Genomic DNA, 19073 nt, shown 5'->3' with positions numbered 1-19073 from the left:
ATGTGAGCGGCGAACGGACCAGGGCGTTGGAAAACCGTCGATTAACGGACGCTGCTGTACAGATCGGACGTCTGTTGAACTGGCGCTTGCTGCAAATACAGAAGCACGTCACGCACCGCTTTTTCGCCTTGGTCAATGCAATCCGGCAATCCGAGCCCTTCGTATGAGCTGCCGGCCAAAAACACCCCCGGCAGCGCATCGCCCATCTGCCGTTTAATGTGCGCCAGCCGCTCGCGGTGCCCGACCGTGTATTGCGGCATGGCCCGCTTCCAGCGCGAGATGACGGCGAACTCCGGTTGGCCGGCAATATTCATCACTTTATTTAAATCATCCAATACAACGCGGACGATCTCATCATCAGGTTGGTCGACGATCTCCTCATCGCCCGGGCGCCCGACGTAGCAGCGCAAGAGCGCCTTGCCAGGCGGCGCGGTGTGCGGCCATTTTTTATGCGTCCATGTGCACGCTGTCATCGTGTAATCGCTGCGGCGCGAAACGACAAACCCGGTGCCGTCAATGTCTTGGCGGATCGCCTCCTCCGGAAATGCGAGCGCCACCGTCGCCACCGACGTCAGCGGCACTGAACGGAACGGGGCGAAAAACGGATAGTCAGCGAACATGTCGGGCACAACATGATGCGGCGTTGTCACGATGATGCCGTCTGCCCCCCACACCTCTCCTGTGCTCAGTTGCAGCCGATACGCCGAATCGGTGCGAACGATCCGCTCGACACGCACCCCTTTGATGACGCTGCCCGGCTCAAGCCGTTTTTCCACTTCATCAACGAGCGACTGCAAGCCCGTTTTTAACGTCTGGAACGCCCCTTTCCGCTCTTTTTGCTCTTTCGGCGTCGTTCGTCTCGCTCCACGGACAAGGCTTCCGTATTTTTGCTCAAGCTGAAAAAACTGTGGAAACGTCGCCATTAGGCTCATCTCATCAATGTCGCCGGCGTAAATGCCGGAAAGCAGCGGTTCAATGAGATTGTCCACCACCTCATCGCCGAGGCGGCGGCGGAAGAAGCGGCCAAGCGGCATATCACCATCGACTTTCACCGGCGGCAGCACAAAGTCAAGCGCCGCCCGCAGCTTGCCGGCCGGGGAAAACAGTCCGGTCGTTAAAAACGGGGCGATGCGCGTCGGAATGCCCATCACCGCTCCGCCCGGAATTGGATAGAGTTTGCCGTTGACCAAAATGTACGATGTTCCGGTCGCGTTATGAACGATCTCATGTTCAAGGCCGACTTCCTTCACAAGGCGAAACGCGCTCGTTTTCCGCGCCAAAAACGAGTCTGGACCGCGTTCAATGACAAAACCGTCGCGGACGACCGTCTGCACTTTTCCGCCGAGCCGGTGCGTCGCCTCGACAAGTTTGCATGCAAGTGGGAGGCGTTGCTCTCGAATCGCTTTTTGCAAGTAGTAAGCAGCCGTCAAGCCGGTAATGCCGCCGCCAATGATGACGACCGTCCGTTGCCCTTCATTCATGTCGATCGCCTTCTTCCGCCCACCGCTTTAACACAACCGACGCCAATGCATCAATAAACAATGGATTCGTGTTGGGCATCTCCGGTCGGTAATAGCGGGCGCCGATCTCTTCCGTCACCTGTTTGCACTCAATGTCGTTGTCATACAACACTTCCAAATGGTCGGCGACAAAACCGACCGGCGCGTAAACGAACGACGTATAGCCGCGCTCTTCGTAAAGCTGGCGCGTCAAGTCTTGCACGTCCGGCCCAAGCCATGGTTCCGGCGTCTGACCGGCGCTTTGCCAGCCGACGGCATAGTGGGCGACGCCGGCTTGATCAGCAATTCGTTTCGCTGTATCTTCGAGCTGCGTTGGATACGGGTCACCGGCTTGAATAATTTTTTCCGGCAAACTATGTGCGGATACGATCAGCACAGCTCGCTCCCGCTCACGTTCCGGCATGGCGGCAAAAATCGCCCGCACTTGTTCTGCCCAATATTGCAAAAACTTCGGCTCGTCATACCATTGATCAATCGTGTAAATGGTCGGTCCGCCGAGCTTTTTTGCTGCCGCTTTCGCCCGCTCATTGTACGAGCGAATGCTGAATGTGGAATAATGAGGGGCTAGGACGATCCCAACCGCTTCTTTGATGCCGTCATCATGCATGCGCTCGACGGCATCCTCAATGAACGGCTCAATATGTTTGAGCCCTAAATACATGCGAAACTCGACTTCATCTTGCACTTCGTTCAGCCGCTCCTCGAGCCGTTTCGCCTGCTCTTCCGTAATTTTCGCAAGCGGCGACAACCCGCCGATCGCCCGGTAGCGCGCTTTTAAATCCTCGATTTGTTCTTGCGGCGGCTTGCGCCCATGGCGAATGTGCGTATAATACCGTTCAATATCATCTTCCCGGTACGGCGTTCCGTACGCCATCACGAGCAGCCCCGCTGTTTTTTTCACCATTGTGCCACCCCCTCGTTTAGTTCGTTGACGTATATTCGTGGATAAAAGCGGTCAGACGCTTCAGTGTCGCCGGCTGAACATCCGGAAAAATGCCGTGGCCTAAGTTGAAGATGTAGCCCGGCCGTTCCATCCCTTCGTCCAAAATGCGCTTCACCCGTTCTTCGATCACGTCCCACGGCGCAAGAAGCACCGCCGGATCCAAGTTGCCTTGAATCGCTTTCGCAATGCCTTGGCGGCGCGCTTCGCGAATCGACAGCCGCCAGTCAAGGCCGATGACATCAAGCGGCAAATCGTTCCACTCATGCACTAAGTGGCTGGCGCCGACGCCAAACATAATGAGCGGAGCCCCTTCTTCCCGCAAAGCGGCAAAAATGCGCGCCATCGCCGGCTTGATAAACGTCCGGTAATCGTCAGCACTAACGGCGCCAACCCAAGAATCAAAAATTTGCACAGCGCTTGCCCCTGCCCGAATTTGCGCCCGCACATAACGGATCGTCATCTCAGCGAGCTTGTCCATTAAGGCGAACCACGCTTTCGGTTCAGCATACATGAACGCTTTCGTCTTATGATAATTTTTTGACGGACCGCCTTCAATCATGTAGCTCGCCAACGTAAACGGCGCCCCGGCAAACCCGATGAGCGGCACATCCAACTGTTCGTTGACAAGGAGCCGAATCGTTTCAAACACATACGGCACATCATGTTCTGGATCAATCTCCCCAAGCCGCTCGACGTCTTGAAGCGAGCGAATCGGATTTGCGATCACCGGCCCGATGCCGCCCTGAATCTCGACGTTCACGCCAATGGCCGGCAGCGGTGTCATAATGTCTTTATATAAAATGGCGGCATCGACGCCATATTGCTCAACGGGAAGTCTGGTGACGTACGCGCAAAGCTCCGGTTGATGCGTAATTTCAAACAGCGAATATTTTTCTTTCAGCGCCCGATACTCCGGCTGCGACCGTCCGGCTTGCCGCATATACCAAACCGGCACGTACGATGTTTGTTCGCCGCGGCAGGCGCGCAAAAATGTATCATTGATCTGTCTAGCCATCTCCATCCGCCTTTCTTTCCTCACAATCCCGTCAATGGTTTCGCCTTTTTTTTGCCTTCAAACATTGCCTATCTCCTTTTCACTATACAGCTTTCCGTACCCAATGTATAGAGAAGAAGGCGAACTGTCAAAAAATCGACCGATTTTTAAGTCCATGCCCATTATAGCAAAAAAGCTGCCCCGGCCGCACGGGACAGCTTTCTGTTCAGATGAGAAACATGGCGACAACGGTCGTAACCACCAAGCCGACAGCAACAGGAATGAGGTTGCGGCGCGCCAGCTCAAACGGGTCAACCCCGCAGATCGCTGCGGCTGGAATGAGCGCCCACGGAACGAGCGTGCCGCCGCCGACCCAAATGGCGGCGATTTGGCCGAGCGCCGTCAACGTTGCCGTTCCGCCGCCGATCGCTACAGAAAACAAATGAGCGATCGAACCGGCGAGCGAGATGCCGGAAAACCCGGAGCCGTCAAGACCAGTAATCGCCCCGACGATCGTGAGCGTAACCGCCCCCACCTCATTGTTCAGCGGCACCGCATGAGCCAAGGCAACCCCTAAATCGTTGACGATGCCTTGCGATGCCTGTGGCAAATAGTCGCCGATGATTTTCACAAACCCCGCATCGCCAAGATAGAAAAACGCGGCGATCGGAATAACAGGGCCGAACACTTTAAACCCGAACTGAAACCCTTCAATAAAGTAATTTGTCACTTCCGCAAAACTTTCTTGCCGATGGGCGAGAACGGAGATGAGAATCAAAATGAAAATCGCTGTCCCACCAACCAAGGCGGTCGCTTCCCCGCCTTGCAACCGCAAATAAAACATCGCGATGACATCAAGGGCGAACAAAATCGGAATCAACAGCGCAAGCCATTTTTTCGTTTGTCCCGTCAGTAAATGACTTGTTTTTTCCAGCGTCGAATCGACCGTTGCAGCCATTTCCGCCTCCCCGCTTGCCAGTCGCCCTCGCTTCATGTCACGGCGCAGCAAGTAAAACGCCGTGACCGTTGTGACGGCCCCCATTACAAAAACAAGCGGCACACTGGCAGCGATGACATCGCCGACCGGCAGCCCGGCGGCATCGGCCGTTAATTTCGGCGCCCCTTGGATGATAAAATCGCCGGAAAGCGCGATGCCATGCCCGAACAAGTTCATCGCCATCGCCACTCCCAACGCCGGCAAGCCCACTCGGACCGCTGCCGGCAACAGAACTGCCCCCATGAGAGCAACAGCCGGAGACGGCCAGAAAAACCAAGAAATGATCATCATCAAAATTCCGATCGTCCAATACGCCCAAGCCGGCGTACGGATGAAACGGACAAACGGCGAAACCATGACATCATTGATGCCGGTGGCCGACAACACTTTGCTCATCGCCACAATAATAGAGATGACTAAAATCGTCGGCAATAGCTCCGTAATCGCGTAAATAAAGCTGTTAAACACTCCGCTGACCGCCGCGCTCAACGAATGGGTAGCGACCGCCGCCAATAAAAAGATGCCGGCAATGCAAATGAGCGATGTATCTTTGCGGGCGACCATAAACCCAATAATGAGCACGATGAACAGCAAGTAAATCCAGTGCAGCGCTACAAGCTCTACACCCATGAATCATTCCCCTTTCTTCCCAACTTCCAGCCCGACCCGCTGGACATGCGCCCAGGCCGGTGTACTACAGCATATGAAGCGGGAAAAAAGGTGTGAAAGCTTCGGCCATCCATTGAAAATGAAAAACGCCGGCGCCAGCACAAACAGCACTAGCATCCTGCTTTCTGCCCACGTTGCAGGCGCACGTACCGCCCTGCCATCCAAAGCCCCCATATGTTTCCGCCAAGCCAAGTGGCGAGCCAAAGAAGGCGCGGGGAAACAGCCAACAGTACGAGATGGAATACCGTATTTTGCCCAATCAGCAGAATGGAAAGCAACCGAACCGCCGCAGCATCCGGTTGCGCCTGCGGCAACGGGTACAGCCGCGGCCATAGCGAATAGCGATGATGGGAAGGCAGCGCGGCCAATTGAACAGCGGTCGCGTAAAGAAACAAAAATGCGATGGCCGCCCGCCCGTATTGGTGATCGATCACAGCCAACATGAAGCCTCCAATCGCAGTGAGACGGACATACAGACCAGCATACCCGCCGGCGCGCAAAAACGTGCGGGCATACAAATGAAAAAACACATGCCGCTTGTCGTACGGAATCAAAGCGAGCAGCGAATCAAGCCAGCGCCGCCGCTTTGCCGCCTCCCGCCATTCCGGAACGTCGGTAAACAAGTTGGCCAGCCGGTAAAACGCCGTGGCCGCTCGCTGTTCTTCCGCGATGATCTGTTCCCATTTCCATGTTTTTCCTCTCGTCAACCGTGACAAACAGATGGACAGAACGGCCATCAAACCGACCAAAACGACAAAAAATGGCCATGGGGCCGCAACCAGCACCAAATAAACGAACACCGCCGCTAGGATGAAACGCGTAAATGCGCCAAAGCGATGAAAAGACGGATCGGCGATGTAGCTTCCTTGCCAACTGGCCCATAAGCTCCATCCTTTGAAGCAGAAAAGACCGAACAAAAAAAGCGGCCATGACACCGGGGAAAAGCGAGCATGCAGTGGACCCGCCAACAGCAAAAGCAAAGAAAGGCCGTACGCCTGCCATAACCATGAGACGAAAAACGCCCGCTGAATATACGGACCGAGCCGTTCTTCCGCCGGCAATAAAAACACCGTATCCGCCTCGCGGAACAAGGTGCGCACCGATCCAGCGGCCGCCGCCCAGCCGAACACGACCGCCGCAATAGCCGGATACGGAAACGAGTCAGGAAGCGCCGCCGCCCAGCGCTCGTACATCACCGCTATGCCGCCAAGCACAATGATCAAACCGACGAGCAAATGGTCGTTGAACATATAGCGCAAGTAGCGGATCCGTTTTCGCCATTCCAATTGGAAACGCTGCTTCCAAAGACGGCGGGCGTCAATCATGGCGCATCGTCCTTTGTCAATTCGACGTACAGTTCATCAAGCGACGCCCCCCGCAGCCCGAACTGGCGGCGAATGTCATCGAGCGTCCCTTTGGCCTTGACGCGGCCGTTGTGCAAAATAACGAATGAGTCGCAATACCGCTCTGCCGTCGCTAAAATGTGCGTCGACAGCAAAATGCCCGCCCCCTTCGCTTTCTGTTCATTCATTCGCTCAAGCAGGGCGTGAATGGCAAGCGGATCGAGGCCGAGAAACGGCTCATCGATGATATAAAGCGGCGGTTCAAGCAAAAAGGCGCATACAATCATGACTTTTTGCTTCATTCCTTTCGAAAAATGAGCCGGAAACGAGGAAAGCCGCCGCTCCAATCGAAACTCGCGAAGCAGCGGCGGAAGGCGGCGTTCATACTCTGCTTCGCTCAACCCGTACGCCATCGCTGCTAGACGCAAATGTTCCTCAAGCGTCAATTCTTCATACAACACCGGCGTTTCCGGGATATAAGCAAACTGCCTTCGATACGTTTCCGGCCCGTCCGCAAGCCGATAGCCGTTAATGGAAATCGCGCCGCGGCGCGGTTCCATCAAGCCGATAATATGTTTGATCGTCGTGCTTTTGCCGGCTCCATTTAGGCCGATCAAGGCGACCATTTCGCCGCGGTCGACCACAAACGTCACGTCTTCAAGCACGTTTTGCGCCGTGTAGCCTCCGGATAGATCCTTCACTTCTAAAAGCGTCATCGTCCGCTCCCTTTCCGTTCTGGCCTTTGTCCCCATTGTACCAAACTATAGCCTCGCTTACCAAAAAAGATCACACCGTTCTTTTGCATAAACTCACTCAAGCCGGGCATGATAAATAGCGAAGAGGGGATGAGGAATCAAAAAGTTGATGAACGATCCATCCGAAATGGGGTGTTCGTCAAAGACACCGTTGTGAGCCGCAAAACGTTGTAAACGTTCCTAGGAAGCGACCATCGCATTCGTTGCTGGGAAGCAACGAGCCTGTCCAAAGGGGATGGTCACGTTGAACAAAGGAAGCGCTCACGCCGAACCAATTTTTGCTGCAAATGGGGTGTTCATCAAACGCACATTTGCTTGAATCATCCTCTCCCCTTTTCACCAACCGGGATGTAACCTGCGTTGCGGGATTACATCCCGGTTTTTTTATGGTAAAATGAAGAAAATAGGAAGGAAAGGGTGACCACAGTGAGCGATTGCATTTTTTGCAAAATCATGAACGGCGAATTGCCCGCGGCGAAAGTGTACGAAGACGACCATGTGCTCGCGTTTTTGGACATCAGCCAAGTGACAAAAGGGCATACGCTTGTCATCCCGAAAGTACATACGGAAAACATTTTCACCCTCACGTCGGAGGCGGCCGGCCAACTGTTTCGGGCAGTGCCGACGATTGCCAATGCACTCAGGCGAGCATTTTCCCCGGTCGGGCTCAACTTATTGAACAACAATGGCGAGCAAGCGGGGCAGACAGTGTTCCATTACCATCTTCACCTCATTCCACGCTACGGCAAAGGGGATGGGTTTGGCGCGGTCTGGAAGTCGCATGCAAGCGACTATACGCCCGCTGACCTGCAGGCGATCGCGGCCGCCATTCGCGAGCAGCTCGGCTGATCTCCCGTTGTTGAACAGCAGAAAGGTCAAGCCCACAAATAAAAAAACGGAAGCAGGGATGTTCCGCTTCCGTTTTTTACTGTTTTCCTTGCTGCCCGATCACATCTTGCAAATCTTTGTCTTTGATCTCAACACCGGCATCTTTCACCAGTTTGTCCACTTTTGACTGCATCGTCGCAGGATCAAGCTTGTTCCGTTTGACTTCAAACGCAATTTCGTCTTTCATTTCGTTGAACGACTTTTTCTTTTCTTTGTCCGTCACTTTAATGATATGGTAGCCGTAATCCGTTTTCACCGGATCGCTCACTTCGCCGACTTTCAGCTTATAGGCGGCTTCTTCAAACTCCTTGACCATTTTCCCTGGGCCAAACCAGCCTAAATCGCCGCCGTTGGATGCCGAGCCTGGATCTTGGGAGTATTCTTTGGCCAACTTGGCGAAATCCTCGCCTTTATCAAGCTTCGCCTTTACTTCTTTTGCTGTTTTTTCATCTTTGACCAAAATATGGCTGGCGCGAATTTTCGGCTTGTAGTTGTCATAATACTCCTTCAGCTCTTTCTCCGTCACTTTTATGTCTTCAACGGCCGCTTTCGTCCGCAGCAAATCGAGCTTGACCATTTCGCGGATCACTTTTTCTCCGTTCTGCTGCACGGCCAAATCATATTGCGTTCCATACGCTTCCTTGATTCGTTCGATTTCGCGGTCGATCTCTTCATCGGTTACCTTGTATTTTTTGCTCAACACTTTTTCGTCAATCAAATCACGAAGGACGGATTTGCCGACGCGCTCTTTCATCTCATTATAAAATTCGTCTTTCGTAATATTGCCGTTTTTCGTTTCCACAATCGCTTCCGAACCGTCGTTGCTGCAGGCCGACAAAGCCATGAGCGAAACGACGGCAGCGGCCATCATCCATTTTTTCATTCGCTTCACAACTCCTACATCTTTTTTCGATTGAATGTTCCCACGCTTTCAAGCGGCGCAGATCGAATGGCGCCCAAGCGCGCCCAAGAAACAACATGCTCGCCTCTTCAGCCACGACAATAACTATACCATATTTCCAACGAAAAAAAAACCTCTTTCCGCTTTAGTCATCCGCCCATAACATGCACGCTTGCCATACATATGATGAGGATGAAGCGCTCGACAGGCTTCTTCTTGCCGAAAGGGGGTGTTACGATGAGCGCACCTTATTCCGGAGGCTTTGCGTTGATTGTTGTGCTGTTTATTTTGCTAATCATTGTCGGCTGCGCCTGCGTCATCTACTAAACGAAAGAGGGTGCTCCCGCAAAAGGAGCACCCTTTTTTGCCGCCTTCCTTGAAACGAAGGGAGAGGCAACGACAATGGAACTCGCTCCATCAAAAGAAAAACATAACAATCCCCGCATCAACCGTTAGAAGAGAGAAAAGTTATGTAAACAACACTTCAAAGTAAGAAGAGATTAATAAAATCGTAATAAGGACATTAATCGTGCGAAAAACCGCCGGCTGCTGCTCCTCCGGGATGTCACGCTGCGCGCAAAGCGAGTGTGTGAGCTGGTTGATCCAAAATAAGACCGTAACCGCCAGGAGGATGAAAGAAAGCGCCAAAACTGTTCCCCTCCTCTTTGATTCTTCGCCAAACGCCGCCCATGGCTTTAACTTTACATCGTTCATGGCGGGAAATCAATCATTTTTCTTTTTCCGGACACAAACCGATTTTTCTATTGGTGAATGCGCACAAATTCGGTAAAATATACGTAAAAACGGTCACATTTTCGTCACCAAAAGGAGCACGATATATGGAATCGTTGGAAAAGCGAGTGGCCAAGCTGGAATTTCACCAGTCTCTGCTGATGGAAATGATCGACGAAACGAAAAAACCATTTTATTCCCTCATCATCCGCGCGGATTTGACCAAAGAAGAAGTCGACGCCTTCTTGGCGTTTTGCCAAGAGCTTGCCGACCAATACGAACAGCAAAAAGCGGAAGGGTTGACGATTTTCACTCCCCTGCTCGTGCAGTTTGCTGGGATGCTTCATCCGAACCTTCCGCTGGAACAGACAGTTGACGCTCTTTTGGCCCAACAAATGTTTGTCCCGCTGATGACCGAGCTGAAAACGCTCATTCGCACCATCAGTTAGCCTGGCTGGCCAATTCTTTCTCGTGCTCTTCCGTTTTCGGCTTTCGCTTGACAAGTTTGCCGTCCTGCTCGATAAAATCTTCTTTAATGTTTTCAAACGCCCGCTCAAAAATTTCCATGAAATCATCGCCATAAATGTTGCGGACGATGCACATCATTTCTAAAATTTCTGGAAACTTTCCGTACAACTCGCGCAACGGCAACGCCCCATTGAAAACGGCATTTTTCGTCGGGTCATACGTCTCCATCAGCTTCATCAACACTTCTTCTCCTTTTTCCGTCAACTCAATGTACGTATTGCGCTTGTCATCCTGTTTTTTGGAAAACGAAAGCAATCCTTTTTCTTCTAATTTCTTTGAGAAGTTGAACGCCGTCGATACGTGCATCACACCAAACTTGGCGATTTCCGAAATCGAGGCTCCCTTGAAGTGATAGGCGATCCACAAAATGTGATGTTCGTTAATGTTCAAGTCAAACGGCTTGATCCAACGTTGCCAATCTTTTTCAATCGATTTCCATAACGCTTTGCTCAGCTGGGCAATTCGTTGGCTGAATAACATCGCCTCTTTGATGGAATAATGCTGTTCTGTCGCTTTCATCGTTCCACCCACTCTTCCCTCACCGTATTTTTTACTCTCCATTATATCAATAAAACAAAAAGGAATAAAGACAAAAGTATTTATTTTTATGATTTTTTTTGCATATTCATAGTAGTAAGCATAAGGCGCTTGGCGCATACAGGAGGAGAATGCCATGGTGTATATACAATGGCTGCTTATCGCTGTCGGATTCTTATTTTTCTGTCTTTTTATAAACGCATTTTTCGCCTTATGGAAAGCGCGGGCGTACCCGCCGAAAGCATTGCTGAAAGAACGGACTTTGCGCTATATTGGAATAGCGTTCATTTGCTTGCTCACCGCTTGGCTTCTCAGCTATGTCTAATACGCGTTAAAAACAAATGGAGCATAACACGAGTGTTGATTATCCATTATTTTACTAAAAGCACAGAATCATTTGACTGAACACAAGCTTTTCTGCCTCTTCCCTCGAACAAGAACGCCGGCGGGCAAATGTCATTTGCCCGCAAAGCGTTCATTGTTCGAGGAAGGCATGCGTACAGCATGCCCAGTCGGCAAGCGAATCGCTTGCCGACTACGGCAGAAAAGCTGATAATAGAGCGATTTCAACTGGTTTTTAATGGTTAATCAACACGCCTGAGAGCATAAGTATTTTTTTCCTACTCTCTCTTTGATAGCAAAAAACCCGACCAGCCATGATCGGGTTTTTCGCCGTCTACACGTGCGCTGTAACGTTCATCCGTCGGAAAATCGACGATGCGATCGGATAGATGATGGCCATCGCCACGGCGTTCAACGCCGCTGTCGGCAGCACGATGGTGACAAACAGCGCCGAAAACGTCGCTCCGCCCGGCAACCCGACAAGCAAGAGCGCCGCAGCCAAAAACACCCCGCCGGAAATGACCGTGCCGACTGCCGCCAGCACTGAAGCCCCAATGACCGTTTGGCTGTATGCTTTCATCAAAGTCGCTAGGGCAAACACGACAAAGGCGGTGATGATCTTATCGATCATATTCGGCAGCTGTCCGCCCGGGAACGTCGTCGTCATGGCTGAGATCAAGCCAGTGACGACGCCGACAAGGCCGACCGCTTTGACGTTTGGAAAAAGCAAAATCGCCAAAAACATCATCGCCAGCATCATATCCGGCTTCATTCCGAAAAACAACCCCGGAATGACCGCGTGCAACACGGCTCCGATTCCGACTAACAGCGCCATCGATACTAATGCTCTCACATTCATGCTCATCTCTCCTCATCTCTCCTCGTCTATATCTTTTGCTCGAGAATTTTTCTATCATTATATCACTTTGCAGTGTAAAAGTGAAGAAGAAATTTTCAGGCAAAACGGCGGCGGAACTCGTTCATAAACGACGCGAGCGCTTCGCACGCCTCAAGCGGCACCGCGTTGTAAATCGACGCCCGGCAGCCGCCAACCGATCGGTGCCCGCCGAGCCCGACAAACCCGCGTTCTTTCGCCTCGGCGAGGAACGTTTTCGTCAGCTCCTCATTTGGAAGCGTAAAGGTGACGTTCATGAGCGAACGGCTCCCCTTTTCGGCGTGCGGTTTGTAAAAGCCGCCGCTTTCATCAATCGCCTCATACAGCACGGCCGCCTTTTGCTGGTTGCGCTCTTCCATCGCCGCCACACCGCCTTGCTCTTCGACCCATTCGAGCACGAGCGACAGCATGTAAATCGCAAACGTCGGCGGCGTGTTGTACAGCGAATTGCTCTTCTGGTGCGTCCGGTAATCAAGCATCGTCGGCAGCCCGTCCGGAATGCGCTCAAGCAAATCGTTGCGGAGAATGACAACCGTGACTCCTGACGGGCCGAGATTTTTCTGCGCCCCGGCGTAAATGAGGGCAAATTGACTGACATCGAACGGACGGCTTAAAATATCGCTCGACATATCCGCGACCAAGTCAACCGGCGTGTTCGGAAATTCCTTCCATTGAGTGCCGAAGATCGTGTTGTTTGACGTAATATGGACATAGGCGGCGTTTTTCGGCCATTGGACGTCATCAAGCGGCGGAATGTATGTGTAGTTCGCTTCTTTGCTCGAAGCGACGACCGTTGTCAAACCGATTTTTTGCGCTTCTTTCAGCGCTTTCTCCGACCATGCCCCGGTCAGCACATAACAGCCGATTTTCCCTTCCGTGAGGAGGTTCATCGGCACCATTGAAAACTGCAGGCTCGCCCCGCCTTGCAAAAATAAAACGTCATATCCGTCCGGCACATTTAGAAGCCGCTTGAGCCGCTCTTTCGCCGCATGATGGACAGCCTCGTATTCCTTGCTTCGGTGGCTTAATTCCATCACCGACATGCCGGTGTTTTGAAAATTAAGGAGCTCTTTTTGCGCCCGCTCAAGCACCGGAAGCGGCAGCGCTGACGGGCCGGCGTTGAAGTTGTATGCTCGTTTCATCGTCATCCCTCACTTTGCCTCCTGGTAGTCCATTGATATTATTATCCTAGCACGATTCGCAAAAAAAGAAAGAGAATTTTTCGAAAAAAACGCTTTCAAATGAAATCTTCCAAAAAAAGAAAGCCCCTGCTATTGCAAGGACTTCGCTTGTTTCCGCCGCTCCCGTTCTTGACGGATGCGCTCCATATAAATTTCGCCTTCTTTTTCAATAAACGCCTCGTCGATTTCCCGCTCGCGCGCCGCTGTTTTGACGGTCATGTAGCCGCTGAAAATAATGCCGGCAACAACCAAATACACCCACCAAGGCAAACTGAGCATCGCCATTCCCCCTTGTATGCTTGTCTTACTACACTATACGCGCGAGCGGGCAGCCGTATGCATGGAGAAAGAGGCGGGAATGCCGCCTCTTTCATGGGGACAACGCTTATGTTTCGCTTCGTTTTGGCTTCTTCTTCGCTTCTACCTTTTTCCATTGACGTCGCAATTCCTTCAATTCTTCTTTCGCCTGTTCATACTGGGTCTTTGGGACGATTTCAATGATCGGTTCGATCATAATCCATCCCTCCCCTTGATCCGTCCCTACTCTTTACTACCCGCGTTTTTTGGCTTTGAAACAGACAAAAACGCCGGTTTGTAAAACGAGCGGTTGTCAAGGGCAAAGACGCGTTCAGTGAATTCACCTGGTTTTACTTTCTCAAGCGCACGGTCGATCATCGTAATTTTCGCATCCAAATTGTCAATGTAATGAAGTACCTCGGCTTCTTTGACAAGCGGCGGCTTCGGGCTGCCCCATTCCGCCTTGCCATGATGCGCGAGCACAAGATGCTGCAAAATGACGACTTCTTCACCTTGAATGCCGAGCTGTTCCGCCGCCTTGCTGATCTCGCTCACCATGATCGAAATGTGTCCGAGCAAATTTCCTTCAAGCGTATACGCCGCCGATACCGGACCGGATAGTTCAATCACTTTGCCAAGGTCATGCAAAATGACGCCGGCATAAAGCAAATCTTTATTGAGCGACGGATAGAGATGGATGAGCGCCTTGGCGAGCTCGAGCATCGACACGACGTGGTACGCCAGTCCGGAGATAAATTCATGATGGTTTTTCGTCGCCGCTGGATACTCAAAAAACGCCTTTTCGTATTTTTTCAACAAATAGCGGGTAATGCGCTGGATGTTTGGATTTTCCATCGCAAATATGTATTCCATGACTTTCGCCTTCATTTCCTCGCGGCCGAGCGGAGCCTTCTCCAAAAAGTCATCGATGCGCACGGCATCGCCCGGATGAGCAGGACGGATCGAACGGATGCGCAGCTGCAATTTGCCGCGGTAGTTATGGATGTCTCCCGCCACTTTGACGATGCACTCCGGCACATACCGCTCTTCATCATCTGGCGAGACATCCCACAGTTTCGCTTCAATGTCGCCGCTTTTATCTTGCAAAATCAACGTTAAGAACGGCTTGCCGTTGCTGGCGATGCCTTTCGTTGCGGATTTGATGAGCAAAAAGAGATCAACTTGTTCCCCAACCTCATAATGGATGATGCCTTTCGCCACTTCGTTCTCCTCCGTTTCTCTGTACGTACTTTCTAGTATATCATAACGGTTAGAGGGCAAAAAGAAAGCCTTGCCGAAACGGCAAGGAAACATTGGCCCAAACGTCCCGTCACGCTGTTTATTTTTTTGTTAGCTGAATGGCCCGTTTTATATCCTTGAAAATGTTCATTCGCCCATACATCAGCACACCGCCTCGATACACTTTGGCGCCAAAATAGATCAGCAAGGCAGTCGTCGCCGCTAAAAGCACAAGGCAAAGCGCCACTTCCCACCCCGGCACGGAAACGAGGCCGATGCGCAAAAACATGAGCATCGGCGCGAAAAAGGGAACGAACGAAGCGCCGGTCACGAACGCCGACTCAGGGGCATTCGAGCCAAACATGGCGATCATAAAGGCAGCGACAACCAGCATCATGACCGGCGTAATCGCCGGCTGTACATCTTCGACCCGGCTGACGAGCGAACCGAGCACGGCAAACAGCACCGCATACAAGAGGTAACCGAGCAAGAAAAAAACGAGTGCATACACAAATATCGATGCCGGCAGGTGGTCAAATCCGAGGAAACGCCACACTTCCTGCCCGCTCGTTTTTAACGCGGCGAAAGCGACGGCGAAAAAAACGAAAAATTGCGTCAAGCTGACAAGAGCAACGCCGATGATTTTGCCAAACAGCTGTTGGACCGGCGGGACGCTTGACACTAAAATTTCCATCACGCGCGACGATTTTTCCGTCGCCACCTCCGTCGCGATCATTCCTCCATACATCAAAACAAACATATACATCGCGAAAAGAAGGACATAAACAAGAGCGCGCGCTTGGTTCAACTCCTCTTCCGTCTTCGCGTTTTTTTCCAATGCCACCTTTTGGAACGGAACAGGTTTGTAAAGCTCAGCCATTTGTTCATCCGTCAGGCCGAGCTTAGCGGCTGAAAGCGCTGTTTTCAGCTGGCTTAGCGCTCGTTTGAGTTCCTCAGGCGTCTGATTGTCCACAATCGTATTGGCATAATACACCGCTTCCGGCAATCCTTCCGCATCCCTGGACAATACGAGCAATCCGTCCCATTTGCCTTCTTTGACTGCTTCTTTCGCTTCGTTTTCCATATCCGTAATTTTTGTCAACGCGATTTGGTCATGGCTTACCTGCTTCTCAAGCGGACCGTACAAAGATCCCGTGCGGTCAATGACCGCGACATGAGTCTTTTCATCACCGGTGAAAAACTCGATGATCGGCTGAATGTTGGCCACCCCGATGATCAACAGGCAAGTGATGGCGGTTGTCACAAGAAATGCTTTCGCCCTCAGCTTCGTTCCATACGTATGCCCCGCCACAAGGAAAAACTTATTCATACGCCGCACCTACTTTTTCAATAAAGATATCATTCAGAGACGGTTCTTCCAAGGCAAACAGACGAACCGCGACTTTTCCTGCTATATGGCCGAGTATCGCTTGTGCCGTCTCCTCATTGGCGATTTGCAGCCGCACCCCTTCCGCCGTCCTCTTCCACTGCAAAACGCCAGGAAACCGCGCCAATTCTTCAAACGGCCCGTCCCCTTGAATAACAAGTATTTGTTTGCCAAACGAACGTTTCAGTTCACGCAGCGCTCCAGCCACCACCGCGCGGCCGCGGCGCAAAATGCAGACATGTTCGCACAGCTCTTCCACATGTTCCATCCGATGACTCGAGAAGACAATGGTCGTGCCGTTCCGTTTTAAATCAAGCACCGCTTCTTTCAACAGTTCAACGTTCACCGGATCAAGACCGCTGAATGGCTCATCCAAGATTAATAGCTTCGGTCGATGAAGCACAGCAGCGATAAACTGGATTTTTTGCTGGTTGCCTTTCGACAGCTCCTCCACCCGCTTGTTGGCGTAATCGCGGATATGGAAGCGCTCGAGCCAGCGGTCGATTTCCGGAAGAATATCCGTCTTTTTCATTCCGCGCAACCGCCCTAAATACAGAAGCTGCTCTTGCACGTTCAGCTTCGGGTACAACCCGCGCTCTTCCGGCAAATAGCCGATCAGATGGCTTTTCGAGTAATCAATCGGTTCGCCTTGCCAACGGATCACCCCTTCCGTCGGGAGCAGAAGGCCTAAAATCATGCGAAAGGTCGTCGTTTTTCCCGCTCCGTTCGCCCCAAGCAATCCGAACATCTCCCCTTCTGGAACCGTCAACGTCAAATGGTCGACGGCCGTCGCCTGACCAAACCGTTTCGTCACCTCAATGATCTCTAAACTCATCCATATTCCCCTAACGTAAAACAAATTTTCCACTCACATTATTAAAACGTGCAGTCTCAAAAAAAGTTTCAGACAGAAGCAGGAATTTGCCTATCAAACCTCTAAATGAAAGAGAAATGAATGATGATTCAGAGAAAGGAGATGGTGACATGCCGATGTATACGTTGACCGCTTTTGAACGCAACGGGGAAAAATTGCTCGATGAAACGTTTGAAGCAGCCAATGATGAAGAAGCGAAAAAAATCGGTGAACAAAAGCTGCGCGAGCGCGGCTGTTGGGACAAAACACACCGTTGCGTCAATGCCAGCGGCAAGCTCATTTTATTTCACCGTTAATCAAAACACCCCGGGGTTGTTCCCGGGGTGTTGTTATTTATCCAAATATTTCCTTTAATATATTGATTTTCTCTTCCGTATATTCGGCGAAATGCTCGTTGTACACTTTCGGCTCTTTGGGGTTCGCCTGGCGGGTGATTTTCCGCGTTTTCGGATCGACGAATTTGCTTGATGCCCCGCAGCCAAGGCCGATGATCGACTGCTGCTCTTCCATGATCATAATGTTGTATATGCTCTCTTGACCTGGCAGCGCGTAGCCGACGTTTTCAAGGTTGCCGAGAATGTTTTTTTGTCGATACAAATAGTAAGGGACATAACCGTGTTCCTTTGTCCATTCTTGGGCAGCCTTCATCATCGCCTGCACTTCCTCGCGGCTGGCGACTTTGTACTTTTGTTTGTTCTTTGTCATTTCCGACGCCCGCTTAAATGACAGCGTGTGGATGGTGAGCGATTCCGGCATGAGCCGCTCCGTCTCGGCGAGCGTATGCGTAAATTCCGCCAGACCCTCGCCGGGCAGTCCGATGATTAAATCCATATTAATGTTGTTCATACCCATTTGCCTTGCTAAATGAAACTTGTTGATCGTCTCTTCGACCGTATGATGGCGCCCGATCGCTTTTAACGTCTCCTGAATGTAGGATTGCGGGTTAATGCTGATGCGGTCGATCCGCCACTTTTTCAACACTTCGAGCTTCTCCGGCGTAATCGTATCCGGACGCCCGGCTTCGACCGTGATTTCGCGGACGCGGTCGACGTCTGGAAATACGTCATACATATGAGCGTACAGCCGGTCCATCTCGTCGGCCGTAATGCTCGTCGGCGTCCCGCCGCCGTAGTAAATCGTTGTGATGCGGATGCCGCGCTCGCGCAAAAAGCGGCCGACCGCCTCCATTTCGTAATGAAGGCCGGCCAAAAAGGCGTCGACCGACCCTTGGCGGCCGTTGATGGCGTACGCTGGAAATGTGCAATAGGCGCATTTCGTTGGGCAAAATGGAATGCCGATATAGATGCTCACTTCGTGGGCCAAATCGTATAAATCCGGAACGACCGTGAGCTGACGATCCACGATCGCTTGCATTAATTCGATTTTTTCGTTTGTCACTAAATACTCTTCAGCCAGCTTCCGGTGCGCCTCTTCTTTCGAAAGGCCTGAGCGCAAAAGCTGATGAAGCAGCTTGACCGGACGCACGCCGGTCAGCACGCCCCACGGCTGAATGAGGCCGGTAGAACGCTCAAGCAACGTCAAATAGACATGCAAAACGGCGTTTTTCAGCTGTTTTTCGTACGTTTTCCCGTCAGCATCCGCCGGCGTGCTGCATTCATGACTCGCTTCCTCAACGCGCCCGGACGTCTTGTCGAGAAGCGTCCCAGAAACAGCGATGCACCCGTCTTCCTTGACGGAAAACATAGCGGCCATATCGGCCTCGGGAAGCGGCGCGAACGACAGCTCCGGCGCTTCGAAGAACAGCTCGGTCATCACTTCGAGCGGGCGCTGAAACCGTTCCGGATGCGGCAGTCCTTGAATTTCGATCCGCACGTTCATCACCTTTTCTTTCAAACTTCTTTCAGTGTACTGAACGGCTGTTTCCTTCGTCAAGCGGAAGAATGCACCTTTGCCGCCGACTTTATGGAAATGACTCCCGCCCGGCCAACTAGATTAAAAAAGCCGGACATTCGCTCCGGCCTCATTTTTATGATTTTCGTGAAAACGGCAAGCGCCAGTTGTCCGCTCACGGTTCGCTCCCCGCTCAAGCT

General features: G+C 51.8%; 22 protein-coding genes. 5 read left to right on the top strand and 17 right to left on the bottom strand.

The genetic code is table 11. The features are described 5' to 3' along the window. Positions 1–41: 41 nt before the first annotated feature. The 6 genes from hemY to JCR24_RS04820 form a co-directional block, all read right to left on the bottom strand. Positions 42–1481 carry a protoporphyrinogen oxidase gene (gene hemY / locus JCR24_RS04845; RefSeq protein ID WP_011230166.1) on the bottom strand — a complete coding sequence of 480 codons (1440 nt, stop codon included), beginning with the start codon at positions 1479–1481 and terminating at the stop codon, positions 42–44. After that, the gene (gene hemH, locus JCR24_RS04840) at positions 1474–2424 is read right to left on the bottom strand and encodes a ferrochelatase (RefSeq protein ID WP_011230165.1); all 951 of its coding nucleotides are present in this window, start codon (positions 2422–2424) and stop codon (positions 1474–1476) included. Before hemH ends, hemY begins: the two co-directional genes overlap by 8 nt. 16 nt (positions 2425–2440) lie before the next feature. Continuing rightward, positions 2441–3478 carry a uroporphyrinogen decarboxylase gene (gene hemE / locus JCR24_RS04835; RefSeq protein ID WP_025038854.1) on the bottom strand — a complete coding sequence of 346 codons (1038 nt, stop codon included), beginning with the start codon at positions 3476–3478 and terminating at the stop codon, positions 2441–2443. A gap of 205 nt (positions 3479–3683) precedes the next feature. Next, a complete protein-coding gene (locus JCR24_RS04830; RefSeq protein WP_020278960.1) occupies positions 3684–5084 on the bottom strand; it encodes a hypothetical protein in 1401 nt (466 codons plus the stop codon). Between the two features lie 149 nt (positions 5085–5233). Next, positions 5234–6448, bottom strand: a complete 1215-nt coding sequence (locus JCR24_RS04825) for an ABC transporter permease (RefSeq protein WP_238980182.1) — start codon at positions 6446–6448, stop codon at positions 5234–5236. After that, positions 6445–7182, bottom strand: a complete 738-nt coding sequence (locus JCR24_RS04820) for an ABC transporter ATP-binding protein (protein WP_011230161.1) — start codon at positions 7180–7182, stop codon at positions 6445–6447. Before JCR24_RS04820 ends, JCR24_RS04825 begins: the two co-directional genes overlap by 4 nt. 465 nt (positions 7183–7647) lie before the next feature. Between JCR24_RS04820 and JCR24_RS04815 the strand changes: the two genes are divergently transcribed. Further along, complete coding sequence (locus JCR24_RS04815; protein WP_238980269.1) at positions 7648–8070, top strand: HIT family protein; 423 nt, start codon at positions 7648–7650, stop codon at positions 8068–8070. A 76-nt stretch (positions 8071–8146) separates the two neighbouring features. Here the strand turns inward: JCR24_RS04815 and JCR24_RS04810 are convergent, their stop codons facing one another. Further along, entirely contained in the window at positions 8147–8992 is an 846-nt protein-coding gene (locus JCR24_RS04810) for a peptidylprolyl isomerase (RefSeq protein WP_013146230.1), read from the bottom strand. 255 nt (positions 8993–9247) lie between these two features. On the opposite strand from JCR24_RS04810, the gene JCR24_RS04805 reads away from it, so the two are divergent. Beyond that, entirely contained in the window at positions 9248–9337 is a 90-nt protein-coding gene (locus tag JCR24_RS04805; RefSeq protein WP_021322511.1) for a YjcZ family sporulation protein, read from the top strand. 141 nt (positions 9338–9478) lie between these two features. Here the strand turns inward: JCR24_RS04805 and JCR24_RS04800 are convergent, their stop codons facing one another. After that, the gene (locus JCR24_RS04800) at positions 9479–9658 is read right to left on the bottom strand and encodes a hypothetical protein (protein WP_238980181.1); all 180 of its coding nucleotides are present in this window, start codon (positions 9656–9658) and stop codon (positions 9479–9481) included. A gap of 191 nt (positions 9659–9849) precedes the next feature. Here JCR24_RS04800 and JCR24_RS04795 point away from each other — a divergent pair, with 191 nt between their 5' ends. Beyond that, on the top strand, positions 9850–10191 hold the full coding sequence (locus tag JCR24_RS04795) for a YhaI family protein (protein ID WP_011230157.1): 342 nt from the start codon (positions 9850–9852) through the stop codon (positions 10189–10191). Here the strand turns inward: JCR24_RS04795 and JCR24_RS04790 are convergent. After that, positions 10184–10789: an HTH-type transcriptional regulator Hpr gene (locus tag JCR24_RS04790; RefSeq protein WP_011230156.1), complete on the bottom strand. Its 606-nt coding sequence runs from the start codon at positions 10787–10789 to the stop codon at positions 10184–10186. The two genes, JCR24_RS04795 and JCR24_RS04790, sit on opposite strands and share 8 nt — an antisense overlap. Before the next feature lie 154 nt (positions 10790–10943). On the opposite strand from JCR24_RS04790, the gene yhzF reads away from it, so the two are divergent. Next, the gene (yhzF, locus tag JCR24_RS04785) at positions 10944–11132 is read left to right on the top strand and encodes a membrane protein YhzF (protein WP_013146234.1); all 189 of its coding nucleotides are present in this window, start codon (positions 10944–10946) and stop codon (positions 11130–11132) included. Between the two features lie 351 nt (positions 11133–11483). Here yhzF and JCR24_RS04780 read toward each other — a convergent pair whose 3' ends face one another. The 7 genes from JCR24_RS04780 to JCR24_RS04750 form a co-directional block, all read right to left on the bottom strand. After that, positions 11484–12008 carry a tryptophan transporter gene (locus JCR24_RS04780; protein WP_011230154.1) on the bottom strand — a complete coding sequence of 175 codons (525 nt, stop codon included), beginning with the start codon at positions 12006–12008 and terminating at the stop codon, positions 11484–11486. A 95-nt stretch (positions 12009–12103) separates the two neighbouring features. Continuing rightward, the gene (serC, locus tag JCR24_RS04775; protein WP_238980268.1) at positions 12104–13186 is read right to left on the bottom strand and encodes a 3-phosphoserine/phosphohydroxythreonine transaminase; all 1083 of its coding nucleotides are present in this window, start codon (positions 13184–13186) and stop codon (positions 12104–12106) included. Positions 13187–13315: 129 nt separating this feature from the next. Beyond that, positions 13316–13504, bottom strand: coding sequence for a sporulation YhaL family protein (locus tag JCR24_RS04770; protein ID WP_015374033.1), 189 nt, complete (start codon positions 13502–13504; stop codon positions 13316–13318). 106 nt (positions 13505–13610) lie between these two features. Further along, complete coding sequence (locus JCR24_RS04765; protein WP_015374032.1) at positions 13611–13739, bottom strand: hypothetical protein; 129 nt, start codon at positions 13737–13739, stop codon at positions 13611–13613. 26 nt (positions 13740–13765) lie between these two features. Continuing rightward, on the bottom strand, positions 13766–14743 hold the full coding sequence (yhaM, locus tag JCR24_RS04760; protein WP_013146238.1) for a 3'-5' exoribonuclease YhaM: 978 nt from the start codon (positions 14741–14743) through the stop codon (positions 13766–13768). A gap of 118 nt (positions 14744–14861) precedes the next feature. Continuing rightward, a complete protein-coding gene (locus tag JCR24_RS04755) occupies positions 14862–16091 on the bottom strand; it encodes an ABC transporter permease (RefSeq protein WP_238980180.1) in 1230 nt (409 codons plus the stop codon). Beyond that, a complete protein-coding gene (locus JCR24_RS04750; RefSeq protein WP_238980179.1) occupies positions 16084–16983 on the bottom strand; it encodes an ABC transporter ATP-binding protein in 900 nt (299 codons plus the stop codon). Before JCR24_RS04750 ends, JCR24_RS04755 begins: the two co-directional genes overlap by 8 nt. A gap of 149 nt (positions 16984–17132) precedes the next feature. Here JCR24_RS04750 and JCR24_RS04745 point away from each other — a divergent pair, with 149 nt between their 5' ends. Next, on the top strand, positions 17133–17318 hold the full coding sequence (locus tag JCR24_RS04745; protein ID WP_011230147.1) for a YhzD family protein: 186 nt from the start codon (positions 17133–17135) through the stop codon (positions 17316–17318). 37 nt (positions 17319–17355) lie between these two features. On the opposite strand, the gene JCR24_RS04740 is transcribed toward JCR24_RS04745, so the two are convergent. Then, positions 17356–18861: a coproporphyrinogen III oxidase gene (locus tag JCR24_RS04740; RefSeq protein ID WP_238980267.1), complete on the bottom strand. Its 1506-nt coding sequence runs from the start codon at positions 18859–18861 to the stop codon at positions 17356–17358. Positions 18862–19073 lie beyond the last annotated feature (212 nt).

The sequence above is a fragment of the Geobacillus sp. YHL genome, from assembly GCF_022341265.1.
GTDB classification, from domain to species: domain Bacteria; phylum Bacillota; class Bacilli; order Bacillales; family Anoxybacillaceae; genus Geobacillus; species Geobacillus thermoleovorans.
This window is presented reverse-complemented; position numbering and strand designations above follow the sequence as displayed.

Bases quoted from the DNA above. Each gene is read 5' to 3' on its own strand.
- hemY (WP_011230166.1), bottom strand. From the start codon at position 1,481: ATGAATGAAGGGCAACGGACGGTCGTCATCATTGGCGGCGGCATTACC.
- JCR24_RS04810 (WP_013146230.1), bottom strand. From the start codon at position 8,992: ATGAAAAAATGGATGATGGCCGCTGCCGTCGTTTCGCTCATGGCTTTG.
- serC (WP_238980268.1), bottom strand. From the start codon at position 13,186: ATGAAACGAGCATACAACTTCAACGCCGGCCCGTCAGCGCTGCCGCTT.
- JCR24_RS04745 (WP_011230147.1), top strand. From the start codon at position 17,133: ATGCCGATGTATACGTTGACCGCTTTTGAACGCAACGGGGAAAAATTG.
- JCR24_RS04755 (WP_238980180.1), bottom strand. From the start codon at position 16,091: ATGAATAAGTTTTTCCTTGTGGCGGGGCATACGTATGGAACGAAGCTG.
- JCR24_RS04740 (WP_238980267.1), bottom strand. From the start codon at position 18,861: ATGAACGTGCGGATCGAAATTCAAGGACTGCCGCATCCGGAACGGTTT.
- JCR24_RS04825 (WP_238980182.1), bottom strand. From the start codon at position 6,448: ATGATTGACGCCCGCCGTCTTTGGAAGCAGCGTTTCCAATTGGAATGG.
- JCR24_RS04770 (WP_015374033.1), bottom strand. From the start codon at position 13,504: ATGCTCAGTTTGCCTTGGTGGGTGTATTTGGTTGTTGCCGGCATTATT.
- hemE (WP_025038854.1), bottom strand. From the start codon at position 3,478: ATGGCTAGACAGATCAATGATACATTTTTGCGCGCCTGCCGCGGCGAA.
- yhzF (WP_013146234.1), top strand. From the start codon at position 10,944: ATGGTGTATATACAATGGCTGCTTATCGCTGTCGGATTCTTATTTTTC.
- JCR24_RS04790 (WP_011230156.1), bottom strand. From the start codon at position 10,789: ATGAAAGCGACAGAACAGCATTATTCCATCAAAGAGGCGATGTTATTC.
- hemH (WP_011230165.1), bottom strand. From the start codon at position 2,424: ATGGTGAAAAAAACAGCGGGGCTGCTCGTGATGGCGTACGGAACGCCG.
- JCR24_RS04805 (WP_021322511.1), top strand. From the start codon at position 9,248: ATGAGCGCACCTTATTCCGGAGGCTTTGCGTTGATTGTTGTGCTGTTT.
- JCR24_RS04795 (WP_011230157.1), top strand. From the start codon at position 9,850: ATGGAATCGTTGGAAAAGCGAGTGGCCAAGCTGGAATTTCACCAGTCT.
- JCR24_RS04820 (WP_011230161.1), bottom strand. From the start codon at position 7,182: ATGACGCTTTTAGAAGTGAAGGATCTATCCGGAGGCTACACGGCGCAA.
- JCR24_RS04765 (WP_015374032.1), bottom strand. From the start codon at position 13,739: ATGATCGAACCGATCATTGAAATCGTCCCAAAGACCCAGTATGAACAG.
- JCR24_RS04830 (WP_020278960.1), bottom strand. From the start codon at position 5,084: ATGGGTGTAGAGCTTGTAGCGCTGCACTGGATTTACTTGCTGTTCATC.
- JCR24_RS04750 (WP_238980179.1), bottom strand. From the start codon at position 16,983: ATGAGTTTAGAGATCATTGAGGTGACGAAACGGTTTGGTCAGGCGACG.
- JCR24_RS04780 (WP_011230154.1), bottom strand. From the start codon at position 12,008: ATGAATGTGAGAGCATTAGTATCGATGGCGCTGTTAGTCGGAATCGGA.